The 12215-nt window shown below is 61.7% G+C and carries 10 protein-coding genes and 1 pseudogene; 3 read left to right on the top strand and 8 right to left on the bottom strand.

Going from position 1 to position 12215, the window contains the following annotated elements; all coding sequences use genetic code 11:
• Positions 1-9: 9 nt before the first annotated feature.
• The gene (locus tag POM99_RS10770) at positions 10-2010 is read left to right on the top strand and encodes an Atxe2 family lasso peptide isopeptidase (RefSeq protein WP_277277619.1); all 2001 of its coding nucleotides are present in this window, start codon (positions 10-12) and stop codon (positions 2008-2010) included.
• On the opposite strand, the gene POM99_RS10775 is transcribed toward POM99_RS10770, so the two are convergent.
• From POM99_RS10775 to POM99_RS10805, 7 genes are all read right to left on the bottom strand, one after another.
• Positions 1992-3767, bottom strand: coding sequence for an asparagine synthase-related protein (locus POM99_RS10775; protein ID WP_277277621.1), 1776 nt, complete (start codon positions 3765-3767; stop codon positions 1992-1994). The two genes, POM99_RS10770 and POM99_RS10775, sit on opposite strands and share 19 nt — an antisense overlap.
• Positions 3764-4363, bottom strand: a complete 600-nt coding sequence (locus tag POM99_RS10780; RefSeq protein WP_277277623.1) for a lasso peptide biosynthesis B2 protein — start codon at positions 4361-4363, stop codon at positions 3764-3766. Before POM99_RS10780 ends, POM99_RS10775 begins: the two co-directional genes overlap by 4 nt.
• 129 nt (positions 4364-4492) lie before the next feature.
• Positions 4493-4624, bottom strand: coding sequence for a benenodin family lasso peptide (locus tag POM99_RS10785; RefSeq protein WP_277277625.1), 132 nt, complete (start codon positions 4622-4624; stop codon positions 4493-4495).
• Positions 4625-4704: 80 nt separating this feature from the next.
• On the bottom strand, positions 4705-5343 hold the full coding sequence (locus POM99_RS10790; protein ID WP_277277627.1) for a GntR family transcriptional regulator: 639 nt from the start codon (positions 5341-5343) through the stop codon (positions 4705-4707).
• On the bottom strand, positions 5340-6209 hold the full coding sequence (locus tag POM99_RS10795; protein WP_277277629.1) for a phytanoyl-CoA dioxygenase family protein: 870 nt from the start codon (positions 6207-6209) through the stop codon (positions 5340-5342). Before POM99_RS10795 ends, POM99_RS10790 begins: the two co-directional genes overlap by 4 nt.
• Positions 6210-6212: 3 nt before the next feature.
• On the bottom strand, positions 6213-6869 hold the full coding sequence (locus tag POM99_RS10800) for an acyl-homoserine-lactone synthase (RefSeq protein WP_277277632.1): 657 nt from the start codon (positions 6867-6869) through the stop codon (positions 6213-6215).
• 62 nt (positions 6870-6931) lie between these two features.
• Positions 6932-7702, bottom strand: coding sequence for a helix-turn-helix transcriptional regulator (locus tag POM99_RS10805; protein WP_277277634.1), 771 nt, complete (start codon positions 7700-7702; stop codon positions 6932-6934).
• A gap of 347 nt (positions 7703-8049) precedes the next feature.
• On the opposite strand from POM99_RS10805, the gene POM99_RS10810 reads away from it, so the two are divergent.
• Positions 8050-8937, top strand: a complete 888-nt coding sequence (locus POM99_RS10810; RefSeq protein ID WP_277277636.1) for a hypothetical protein — start codon at positions 8050-8052, stop codon at positions 8935-8937.
• A gap of 823 nt (positions 8938-9760) precedes the next feature.
• Positions 9761-10861, top strand: a complete 1101-nt coding sequence (locus POM99_RS10815; protein ID WP_277277638.1) for a GGDEF domain-containing protein — start codon at positions 9761-9763, stop codon at positions 10859-10861.
• A 566-nt stretch (positions 10862-11427) separates the two neighbouring features.
• Here POM99_RS10815 and POM99_RS10820 read toward each other — a convergent pair.
• Positions 11428-11820, bottom strand: a pseudogene (locus POM99_RS10820) (lytic transglycosylase domain-containing protein); the annotation flags it as partial.
• Between the last annotated feature and the right edge of the window lie 395 nt (positions 11821-12215).

The raw sequence follows: 12215 nt of genomic DNA on the forward strand, positions 1-12215 counted from the left end.
GGTGTCGAAATGGCCCGGATCGACAGTCCATCGATCTCGCCCGACGGCCGTTGGGCGCTCTGGCGCACTTTTCGTGCCTCAACCGATCGCAACGACTACACCGCCTGCTGGATGATTGCCCCTGTCGACGGCTCGGCGCCGGCGCGGCGATTGGCCGATGCCGGGGAAATCGAATGGCTCAATGGCTATCCCTTGCCGGGCACACCGGCCTGGAGCGAGGATTCCGCCAGCGTTCTGTTCCGCAAGGTGGCCGACGGTGAAGTGCAGGTGTGGCGCGCTTCGGCCGACGGAAACGGGCTGAGGCAGTTGACTCGTGAGGCGGGCAATGTGCGCGATCTTGTCGCGATTGAAGGCGGCCGGGCCATGCTGATCGCGCTTGGGCAGGACCGCAGGCGCGTCGCCGACGCCGAACAGGCCGAATACGATGCTGGCACCAGGATTGATGCCTCGGTCGACCCGCAACGTCCGCTTCACCATGGCGACCGGATCGAAGGCCGTTGGGCCGCAGGTCGCTTGCGCGGCTTCTGGTTCGAACAGGGCGGTATCCTTCCCGTCACCCAGCCCTTGCTGCGTCTGCTTGACCCGCTGACCGGCGACGTCCGTGAGCCGACCGAGGCGCAAAAGTCGCTTTACGCACCCCCAGCAAAGGCTTTCGATCAGGAGGGCGACTGGTTCGTGACCGAACGCAAGACTGCGGGGGACGGCCGCGGTACGGCGCTGGTCCTCGCCCATGGACAACAGACAAGTCTCGTGGTTGTCGATGGCAATGGGCGAGAGCGGGGGCGCTGCCAGGCGGCGGCCTGCACTCGGTCCCGTTTGCGCTCGATCAGCTGGATGGGCAGCGCCGATGCGATCCTGTTCGAAACCCGCAACGGGCAGGGTGGCACCATCCTGTCGCGCTGGGACATCGCTTCAGGAAATGTGGCGGACCTCGCAGGCGACAGCGAAACCCTGACAGGTGGGGGCGATGGCGACGGATGCGCAGCTTCCTCCTTGCATCTCGTTTGCGTCGCAGCCGCTGCAGACAGCCCGCCCCGAGTTGTCTCGATCAATGTGCGGGATGGCCGGTCGATAACGCTTGGCGACCCCAATCCGGCGCTGCGCAGCGAACCGCCAGCCTTCGAGCGGCTTGTCTGGCAAGACCGGCACAACCGGTCATTCAGCGGCTATCTCGCGATGCCGATCCAAGCTCGCGGCCCGGTTCCGCTGTTCGTGACGTATTATGCCTGCAGCGGCTACTTGCGTGGCGGACTGGGCGATGAGTATCCCTTACGCGCCATGGCTTCTGCGGGCATTGCGACGCTGTGCATCAACCGCTACCCCGCTGATCCCGGTGTCGGGGGCAACGTCGCGGCCTATCGTATTGCTGCTTCGGGTATCGCCGCGATTGTCGACCGCCTCGCTCGGGAGGGACGCATCGACCGAGCGCGGGTCGGTGCCGGCGGAGTGAGTTTCGGCAGTGAGGTTGCCAGCTGGCTGGCGATCCATACGCGCCTGTTGCGTGCGGTCTCGATCGCCAGTGTCACGGTCAGTCCCACCTATTACTGGCTCAATGCAGTCAAGGGACGCGAAGTGCCGGCGGTGCTGCAAGCCGGCTGGGGATTGGGTAGCCCCGATCCGAGTGCCGGGGCCAGGTCTCGGAAGGCATGGCGCGACATCTCGCCGGCAATGAACGCGGACAGAATCACCGTTCCCGTCCTGATGCAGGTGCCCGAGCAGGAGTACCGTCCCAATGTCGAAGTTCTCGCGCGTCTCCAGGCGGCGGGCCGCATAGCCGAGCTCTGGGTCTTCCCGCACGAAATGCACATCAAGTGGCAGCCGCGCCACCAGCTTGCCGCAAACGTGCGTAACCTTGAATGGTTCAGATGCTGGCTGCAGGGTGTCTGTACACAAAGCGCAACAGCGCTCGAGCGGGCAGAACCAAGTGCAAAGGCACCACGATCGCTTTGCCGATGGCTCGGTTCGTCTGAGAAGGGCAAGGGCGAGCCGGCTCAGCCAGCAACTCCCTGACCTTCGCCAGACTGCGACACCTTGTTCAGCCGGGGTGTCGCAAGCAGATCCGTTGGGCGATCCGGGTAGTACCAGCTGCGCAGCCAGGCTTCCGTGTCGATGAGGGGAAGAAGGGCATGCGGCTTGGCGTCCCCCCGTCTGGCGACGGACGACAGGGCCTTCTCGACGATGTTCCGGTCGATAATCTCCAAGGCCGCGACGTGGCCGTCCAGAAGGAACGGCCTGAGGTCGGCACGGCACGCGGCAAGGGACTCGAATGCGAAGGCATCGAGGCCCCCTTTGGTGCGGCGCTCGAGTACACGGCGGGGTAAGGCACCACGCCAGGCAGCGCGGGCCACCGCGCGGTCGGAGCCTTGGGCGATCCACAGCCAGCTCGCAATCCTCAAGGCGACTTCCACCACCGGCTGACTGAGCAAGGGAAAGCGGGTCGGCGCGATCCGATGGCGTGGATAGCCATCAACGTGCGCAAGGCTGGCAAGAATTGAGCGAACCTGGTCGCGCTTGCCGGGCAGGACCCAGTCCGGTTCCTCGAGCCAGGGGTGGGCAGGAGGCACGTCGGGGACGGCGTCCTTCACAAGCAATGTCGTGACCCTGTGCCATGGCCGTACTGCGCGCGCATTCCGAGCCAGCCGATGGGCACTGCGTGCCACCGCCCAGACATTCTCGTCGTGGATTCGAGCGAGCGACTGGCAGGCTTGCCAGGCGCCGGAGCTCCATCCCGAGCGCAAGAGGAGGTCGGCTGCCGGTGCTGCAGAGGATGGCGAGCTAAAGACGCAGTCGCCACCCGCGCCAGAGAGGAACGCTGGTGCCGCCGTCTCTCTCGCGCGGCGCGCGAGCGCGGCGTCGGCGCCCCAAAGTATTGCAGGCAGACCCGAACGGGCGGTGCGGACCGGGGCCCGGGCGGCAAGTGCGCAATTGAGCGGTACGTCCAGTTCGTCGAGCGCAACGCCCGTGGCCTTGGCACTTTGACGAGCGTATGACCGCTCGTCGCCTTCGGCGTGGGCCGTCACCAGCGTTGCGGCGTGCGCCCTCACGTGCGCTTCGGCCAGTGCCGCCGCAAGCACGGACGAGTCCAGACCCCCCGAAAGCTCGAGAAGTCCCGGAGCGTTCTGCGGAGCGAGCCTGGCCACTGCCTCAATGATTGCGGTGCGCAGCATCGAGGCGGCCGTCTCCGGCTCGGTGATCTCGAGATCACGCGTCGTCCAGTCCCATGGCGACCAGCGCAGCGATTTGCGCCAGCCACCCGACACGGCCCGGTGCAAGCATTCGCCCCACAATAGCTCCTCGACTCCTTCGAGCCCTGTCTGCGCAGTCTTGAGATGCGCAAATGCGAGGTGGTTCGTCACGAACACCGGGTCGATCGCGGGCTGCCAATCCTTTGCGATCAATGGCGCGTCCGAGGCAAGGACCAGGTGCTCGCCGTGCTGCTGCATCAAGACCGGCAAGTGCCCCAGCGGTGCCCGCAGAATCCATTCTGCGTCGCCTGTGCCGGAAATGCCCACCGCGATGTAATTGCCCCAGCATTCCCGGACCAGGTCAGCCGGGCAGACCTGGGCATCGTCGGCAAGCTCGGTCTTGCCAAAGAACTGGCCAAGGATCAGGCAGCGCGGTCGGCACAAGACGGGAAGATGTGGCGGGGCAAGGAGCCTGATGGCTGCGGAAATGGTGCGTCTCACCATGCCACTGCCGATTGCGGTTGCATCCCCGGCGGGATCGAGACCTTGTCCCAGACAAAGCCTGTAGCGCTCGGCATTCATAGCGCAAGGATCGGCTTGAAGCGGCGGACGCGATCGAGCGGATCGGTCAGCACAAGGGAGCCGGCCTGAGCCCAGCAATGCGCTTCGAAGGGATACAGCTTGACCCCGAAGACCATAACCACCGCATGACCGCGGCGCCGTGCGCAGCGGACGAATGCAAAAGTGTCCGGCAGGCATCGTGGCTTGACCGGCGCCAACCTGCGGCCGCGATCGAACCGTCGTGCCAGGTCGATCAGCTGTGCCAGCGGACGGCCGCGCAGGTTTGTCGGAAATGTTTCGAGGAGACCGCGCAAGTCCCGGCGGCGCAAGTCGATGCGCGCCTTTACGCAGGCGATGGCCGCTGCGGCTTGCCCCGGATCAAGTACTGTCGACGTATCAGGACCTTCCAATGCACTCTCCTGCGCCTCGGTGAGGTCATCCATGTCCAGCCAGGGACCTGGCATCGGACTGTCAAAGCTGACGAGACCTTTGCGGGCCAGTGTCCTGATGATCGGGTCGCACGGTTCGACAGGGCGCCCATCTCGCAGCGCGATCAATGTCCGGGCGGCGTGACCTTCGAACAGGCTGTAGCGGTCTTGGGTGAGGTCGAGAACCACGACCGAGCTGTCGAATGCAGCAAGTCCCGTTGCGTCGGCAAGACGGGCGAGAGGAACGTGAGACATGGCAGGGTCAGTCCAGGAGAGAAACAGGCGCACGGAGGCTTCACCCGTGCGCCTGTCGATGATTCAGTCGCGATCGAGACCGAGCGGTCGCGCAATCACGCCGAATTCGAGCTGGTTGCCTGGTGCACCCAGCGTTTCGGTGCTGGCCTTGCCGAGGTCTTCCATTTCATCGATCGTGTCGAACTCGCGTTCCATTTCTCTTCTCCTGTCGCCGCTGGATCGCGGCAAAAGCAGGAGTAACCAGCGGCATTTGTTATCCGAACTTTATAGCGATCCTATTCTTCGATTGTTTGCGCATCGTTGACCGGCGCGGTCTTGTAGACCGCCCGGACAAGATCGGTCGCAGCGCGGATACGCCGCCGGTGGAAGGCATTGAGCCGTCTGCGCAGGCTGTCCTTGTCCCCGGTGTCGAGCGCCTGTTCGAGCGCGATCGTCTCGGCAAGGGCGTCGGTGAGGATCATGGGCTCAAGCACCCTGATGGCATGAAGGCGGGCGTTGAGCAGGCCCATTGCCCTGGCATGCTCACCATTGAGCGAAAAGTGCGCGATGCCTTCGAGCACATTTGCAATGCGATCTGCGTAGACACTCCTGGTGTCACGGATCCGGTCCCAGTCGACCACCGCCACTGGGCGGCAGCGCCTGAGAGAGAGCATCGCGATTTCATTGGAGAAGGCATACATGTCCTTGAGCAATGGCTCGTTGAGCGAGGGAATAAAGAAGCCCCCGGCCCGGCGGGCTTCAACCAGTTGTTCACCGCACAATATGTTGAGGGCTTCGCGCACCGGGGTCACACTGGCAATGAGGCGCTCGGCCAGCTGGTTGGGATCGAGCCTCTGTCCCGGCAGGAAGCCATGGCCGAGAATCAGCCGGCGCAAGGCATCGTAAACGCGCTCGGCGATCGGCCCGGCGTTCACGGTACCTGTCCTTGGGCGAGCCAAGTTGCGGCGGCCGACTCCTGGTCTTCGCGCAAGGCGTCGACAGCGCCCAGCGGTTCGCCAGCATAGCCTCGCAAAAGCACGGAAGGACATTGCCCTTCGAAATTTCCGAGATTGGGGCGATGCTGGACATATCCCGCAAGCGCAGCAAGCGCTGGCGGAAACGTCCGCGCAAGTTCGGGCGGGTAGGCGAGCCAGGGGTTCTCATAGGGTTTGAGCCAGCCAAGTGCGTATCCGATGAGGACACCTCTGCGTTCGGCTCGGCTGCAGTTGGCACCGGCGCCATGCAGCGTCGAGCCAAGGAACATCAGCGCGGCACCTGGCATGAGGTCGGGGACTATCGGAGCTGGCAGGGCAGAGTGGCTCGCAGCCTTGCTGCTGTGGCTTTCCGGCCAAATTACCGTCCCGCCATTACGGGCGGTGAACGGTGTCAGTGGCCACATGACATTGACAAGACACTCGCGCGAACCTGGTTCGAGACGCCACATGTCCTGATCACGATGCGGCAGCTGCTGTCCTTGCCCGGGGTGCACTGAAATTGCCTGGGTCGTGTTGAGCTGGACCGTGTCGCACGAGGGGCCAAGGACTGCCTCGACAATGGCCAGGACATGCGCATGGAGAATGAGATCGTGTACTGCCCGCGAGCGCAGAGGCAGGCGACCGAAGCGCTTTGTCGCATCGCCATAGAACTGGCCCTTGCCGAAGGGCGTTCGCTCGAAATCGTCCCACAGGTCTGCATGAACCGCGCCGAGCACCGCAGGCGCTAGCGCATCTTCCAGGACAAGGTAGCCTCGCGCCAGCAAGGTCTCAACGTGCAAGGACACCGACGATGGATGGCAAACCATGGATCACATCTCCTGGCAGGCAGCGAACCATTCGGGGCCGAGGAAATCGGGACCCAGGTCTTCGGGGCCCAAGTCTTCGGGGCAGGGTGAGGTGATGCCGCCAAGCTTGAGCAGGTGCGGTGTCCGGGGATCGATGTCGATCAGCATGGCGACAAGGTCTTGCGTACCGATGCGCACGGGTTGACCCAGTGGCTGGCAGGACCACCCAAAGCGCACGATCTGGTCGTACCAAGCCGCTTCGGCCACGGCGCAGTAGGCGCTGATCCCCGCATTCAGCGCATAGCTGACAAGGCCTGTGACCAATGCGTCGCGCACGTCTCGCCGTTCGCGCGCGTGCAGCCGGCGATCGAGGCAGAAGCGGGTTACCTCAAAGACGTCAGGTCCTTGCGGGCAGGGCCCCGCACAGAGCATCGGGAAAAGCCCGGACAGAATACCTGGCTCCGTGGTAAGAAGAAGCCGTGCCGAAGCGAGATGCTCACCCTTGTTGCTCAGGATGAGGTAGCGGGCCTTAGGCGTGTCGAACTGGTCGATTTCATACTGGCCGTCGAGCACAGGAACGTCCCAGCCCAGAATGTCGACGAAAACCGCCTTGCGGGCCGCGAACATGGCACGCGTCAGGGCGACGTCCGGCTCGTGGCCGGGCGCGATGATTGAAAGCATGGAATGGTTCTCCTTGACCGGATTGGTCGGTTGAGGATCACCGCTTCGCCGCCGTCATGGAATTACAAGAAATGGGGATATCGCCAGGGCTTGAGATCACCGAAACTCAGTGTTCCATCGAACAGCGTCAGGGTGATTAGCACTTGCCTCTTGTAGACTCTGTAGCGCCTGCAGGCTGTAGCGATGTGGCTGGTTGCCGTTTCCCGCGATATGCCAAGTATCTGCGCGATCTCCGCGTCGCTCTTTCCCTGCGCCATGAGCAGTACGCAATCGCGCTGACGGTCGGTCAGGACGCCTCTGGCGCGCGACTGCAACTGGCCGCGCCGCGACCACAGCTTGCGGGCGGTTTCGAATGCGAAGACACCGGCAAGCTGCGCGCGCATCTTCGTCGCCTCGCTGAACACGTGCCCTGCCGGTGCGGCGAAAGAGCAGGTTCCTCGGGCTTCGCCGGGGACATGGACGGGCACGGTGAAACCCTCGCCAATCCCCTGTTGGCGTCCGGCGTCAAGTATCCTGTGGTCGTCGCAAGTGAGGGGAATCAGGATCGGCAGTTGCGACCAGGAAAAGCCAAGCGCAGTGACGTGACTGGCGCGATGAACAGGATCGACCAGGCCGAGGGCCTGTCGATCGTAGTCCATTGCCCAATGCTCGGGATAATTATGAAGGCGCATCGCTTCAGCGCCGCTGCGGGCAATTTCTACATGATGCGACAGTGCGTAGAACGGAAATCCCAGTCGCTTGGTGATCTCTGCCAAAGCGGTGTCAAGATCGGACACCGAATGCACTTCACTGGCCACGGCCAGCAACAGTCTGCTGAACGAACGCGCCGCCATGCGGTACCATTGCGCCCTCCGGCGGTATCTCAACCTACCGGCGTCCCGCAGAGCGCCCCTTCCCCAGCCAGTGGGCCGCACGCTGGTTTCTCAGGCCCAACCGCGCACCAGGTGATGACATGGGCAAGATATCATTGCGTTCCGATGCTGCAATGCGGGATGGCGCTGTTTTGGCGGGATATGTGCAGGGTTTTCGGCCTGTTACCTGATTGCCTTAACGTCCTCGGGGGCACCCAATGTGTGGAGGTGGCAAAGTGAAGCGTGGCCCGGCTTGTGACAAGCGATGTCTGGCGTCGCGGCAGCGTTGTCTCCCGCTGCAGAGGCCAAGATCGAGCGGAGGGAATGCTGTGCATGCACATCGCTGCCGCTGGACAAGCCTTCATGCTGCGCTGGCCGCTTTTGCGGAGTATCCCGGTTCCACACAGACCCTGCGTCACATCCTGCCCCTGCATTGGTACATCGCCTGTCGGCTCGTCGTCGAAGGCGGCTTCAACCCGGATGATATTGTGCCGAGACCTCCCTTCCGCGTCGAGCGCAGGCGGCGCAGACCGCCGCTCCTCCATTTCGATCCTGCGCTTGGTGGAGGCGGCGAAGGCATCGTGATCGGCGGCATCAAGGCCAAGCATATCGATGTGCTGGTGACCCTTGAGCAGATCGGCCCGGTTATGTCCGTCTCGTGCAAGGGTGTGACCGGCGCGTTCCGCAACCTTGGCAACCGACTCGAGGAAATGGTTGGGGAATCCACCAACCTGCACATGACCCATCCTGCGCTGGTCATGGGACACATTGTTATCCTGCGGGCCAACCAGCAGGAGCGGCCCGATGATACACCACGCGAAGGCCCGCAAGACACGGTTCGCCAGCGCGGTGGAGGCGATGTCGCCATACTCGCGGACGGTGCGATTGCGCGCCCCTTGCGCCGTTTCCACGACGCTTTGCGCGACCTTGGTTTGCGCCAGAGCCTGCTCGACCATCCCGGCAGATGCGAGGGCTTGGGCCTGGCCCTGGTCGGCATGGCAGGAAATGCGAGAGGCCAGCTTGACAGGCACTTTCCGGAAGCGTCGAGCGGTCTTGGGATCGGTGATCTCTTCGATGCACTCTATACCCGCTACGATGAGCGCTTTGCCCGACATTCGCTGGGGTTGAAACGGGTCACCGCACGGCATTGCTGGGATCCGCTGTCGCCCGGGCTACGACTCTTCGGGCTGGACTATCAACCCCGCACCTTTTCGTGACCGGGTGCATCGAGTGCAGGCAGTTCGCCTTTGACAAGGTGGTTCTGCATAGTGGCTTGAGCAAGAGGCGGAAGGAGCCGAGGATTGTCTACCATAGGCCAGCGAGCTGTTTGGTAGTGCCGAACCAGATTCAGGACCGCTTGCGGCGCTGGCCTCGGAGAGACTGGGCGAAATCCGCAGGGGGCAGAAGATAGCGGAAATGCGTCGCAATGTGTGTTAGGGTGAAAATGCTGTCTGCCACAGGCACCTAATCTCAGAATTGCCATCCGCCATCGCAGGCGCTTAGGCGAAGGCAACGATGGTCGGACAACAACCCGCGAGAGCCCATTTGGCGCGCCAGAGAATCCTGTGGCAAAGCGGAGCATGACCGCGGTGCGACCGGAATCCATAGAAGGCGAGATCATGGCCCGCATGACCGCGGCTTGGCGGGCGCAAGGCGCCGATCGCTGCAGGGCGTCAGGTCTGCCTGATCATAACAGTCCGATCCGGTGCAAATTCCAAGGCCAGCACCGGGGCGCTCTAAGCAGGCCTCGTTAACAAATATCGCATGCAGATTCAGCTTCTACAAGACACAAAGCAGTATTTGCGATGCGATCTGCGCAAAGCTGATCATGGACAATTAAGAAGTTGCGGCCCTGCTTCTTCCACAACCTGGCCTCGAGAAGAGGATAGCCCGCATTGCATCTCCTTAACGGAGGCTACGACTGATTACGCAGGACATGCATACCCAAGAATTATCCATCTTTCCTGATGAGGCGAGCGGTCAATCGCGTCATTTGGGCGGGATCGGGAAGAACTCAAAAATCAGGGGTTGGGAAGAACCATGTCCAACGCCAGTGCCGCGGCACGCCTGAAGCGCTTCTTTGGCGCAGGCGATGAAGATGCCGGAGAAGGGGAAGTAGCCATCAGCGTGCGTCCGTCACACCTGCGTGTGGCTGCGGATTCGAGCGCCGAGCGACTGATGGAGGAAATCTCCTCGTTCCTGCTCGGCAACCGGCTTGCGGTGACGGCGCGCAACCTGCTGGTGGCGCACTCGGCGTTTTCGGGCGAGGACCTGACGCTGGCGCGCAGGATCATTGATCGCATCGCCAGCGGCGAGGGCGTGACGCAGGATTGGCTGGACGGTGAGACGCCGATCGAGGATCCGGCAGGCAGCGCAAAGCGGCTGACCGAGCAGTTGCAGACCTCGATCGATGGCTTCACCGCCACGACCCGCAGTGCGCGCGACACGGCGGCGAGCTACAACACCGAACTGGCGGCGCACGTGAACGAGGCGAGCGCGGCGGCCGAGGGGGCCGACGTGACCCGTATCGTCACCCTGGCGCAGGCCATGCTGGAGCGTGCCCGCACGCTTGAGGCGGAGATGGAAGCACGCCAGGCCGAGGCCGAGGAGCTGAAGGAGCGGCTGGCCCGCGCCCAGCGCGACGCCGACATCGACCACCTTACGGGCCTGCCCAACCGTCGCGCATTCGAGGCACTGTTCGAGAAGAACCTGCGCGAGGCGCAGCAGCAGATTGACCAGCTGTGTGTGGCGATCTGCGACATCGATCACTTCAAGCGGGTGAACGACACCCACGGCCACGACACCGGTGACCGCGTGATCCGCGCCGTGGCTGAAACGCTGGCCCGCATCACCGACGACAAGTGCCATGTGGCGCGCCATGGGGGCGAGGAGTTCGTGATGCTGTTCCGGGGGCTGAGCAAGACCCAGGCGCGCGAGAAGCTGGACGCGGTACGCGAGAACTTCTCGCAGCGCCGCTTCGTCAACCGCGTGACCGATACGCCCATTGGCCAGATCACCTTTTCCGGCGGGGTGGCCGACGTCTTCGCCTATGCCAACCCGCGCGATGCGCTGAAGGCGGCGGACGAGGCTCTCTATGTGGCCAAGGAACAAGGCCGCAACTGCATACTCAGTGCCGGCTGACGGGAAAATGCAACAGGGTGTTCTGCAGATTGCGCGATCCTGCGTTCGGATCGCAAGACTTCTTTCTGGGGCCCTGCACGGCAATGCACCCTATTGAAACTGGGTACTTATTCGCGCAGAAATCTCATTGAAGTTTTGTAATAATTCAAAATGTTACCAGATACTCTCAGTTCGTTTGTGATATTCTAAAATAAAACGTTTAGTAAGTAATATGGAAGTTTTGATGGAATCGCCAAGAAGGTGTGATTTGACAATCGCTCATGGGTCAAATTAATCAGTGGAGCTAAAATCGACGAAATATAAGTGGAATATGTTGATAATATGACAATATATCATCAAAATAAATAGATTGAATAATCATTGTTTATTATAAATAACTTCGGTGTTTCAGGTAATATGCATCTAAAAACAATCTCGATTGTAATTGACAAATTCAGCAAAGACACGGAGTCATTTTTAGATTGCTGCATGATAATTTTTGCGAGATATTTAATTGAAAAGTTCAATAAAAAATATATAATCTAAGTTTTATTTGCGATCAGCGAGTCCGTGCGTAATATAACTCCCTATAAAATCCAGTTATCAAGTACACTGCGAACATAGCGCGGCGTTTCCCCATTGCGAGGAATGCCGCCTGCGCTTTCTACCGCTCTTGGGCCGGCGTTGTAGGCGGCGAGTGCGAGGTGAACCATGCCGAATCTGTCGAGCAACTGCCGTAGATACCGGGCGGTGCCCGTGATGTTGGCCAATGGGGCGAACCGATTGGATACACCAAGTTCTTTTGCTGTTGCGGGCATCAGCTGGCCAAGGCCCGCGGCGCCTGCAGGGCTGACTGCGTGGGGATTATAGCGGGATTCTGTCCAGACAAGTGCGTCAAGCAAACCGGTTGGCAAAGCATATCTAGCTTCTGCCACTTGAATATGGGGCAGGTAGCTGGCCCGCAGCAAGCCGGAAGGGCCAGGCCTGATCCTGCGCCCGCTTCTAAATGACAGGCCGTTCCGGCCGTTTTCTTCAACAGTGGACATCGATGTCGGAACTTCCTGCGCAAATCGCCAGAGGTGAACTTCGTGAGGGCAGGGGTGAAGGTCGTGTCAGCGCCGGCATAGGCGGCGCTGGCCGCAAGCGCCGCGATTGCGACCGGGATGGCAATGTTGAGGGTCTTGCCGAGACCCTTGACGCTGGCGCGCCGGGGGAGGGTGAGAGACTGCATGTGAAGCTCCGGTTGGAGGGGTGGTCACAGCGTTCTTGCGTTCGCTGTGTGTTCCACATGCATCTAGGAAATGTTCGTAGGAAAGTGTTCAACGGCAAAACCGTCGGGAGGTGGAAGGATGCGGACGCATCTTTTCCAGCCCAA

Source organism: Novosphingobium cyanobacteriorum (assembly GCF_029436685.1).
Taxonomy (GTDB): domain Bacteria; phylum Pseudomonadota; class Alphaproteobacteria; order Sphingomonadales; family Sphingomonadaceae; genus Novosphingobium; species Novosphingobium cyanobacteriorum.

What these genes read in the sequence shown, in the direction of transcription:
- POM99_RS10815 (WP_277277638.1), top strand. Translation starts at nt 9,761, where the DNA reads ATGTCCAACGCCAGTGCCGCGGCACGCCTGAAGCGCTTCTTTGGCGCA.
- POM99_RS10805 (WP_277277634.1), bottom strand. Translation starts at nt 7,702, where the DNA reads ATGGCGGCGCGTTCGTTCAGCAGACTGTTGCTGGCCGTGGCCAGTGAA.
- POM99_RS10785 (WP_277277625.1), bottom strand. Translation starts at nt 4,624, where the DNA reads ATGGAACGCGAGTTCGACACGATCGATGAAATGGAAGACCTCGGCAAG.
- POM99_RS10800 (WP_277277632.1), bottom strand. Translation starts at nt 6,869, where the DNA reads ATGCTTTCAATCATCGCGCCCGGCCACGAGCCGGACGTCGCCCTGACG.
- POM99_RS10770 (WP_277277619.1), top strand. Translation starts at nt 10, where the DNA reads ATGGCCCGGATCGACAGTCCATCGATCTCGCCCGACGGCCGTTGGGCG.
- POM99_RS10775 (WP_277277621.1), bottom strand. Translation starts at nt 3,767, where the DNA reads ATGAATGCCGAGCGCTACAGGCTTTGTCTGGGACAAGGTCTCGATCCC.
- POM99_RS10795 (WP_277277629.1), bottom strand. Translation starts at nt 6,209, where the DNA reads ATGGTTTGCCATCCATCGTCGGTGTCCTTGCACGTTGAGACCTTGCTG.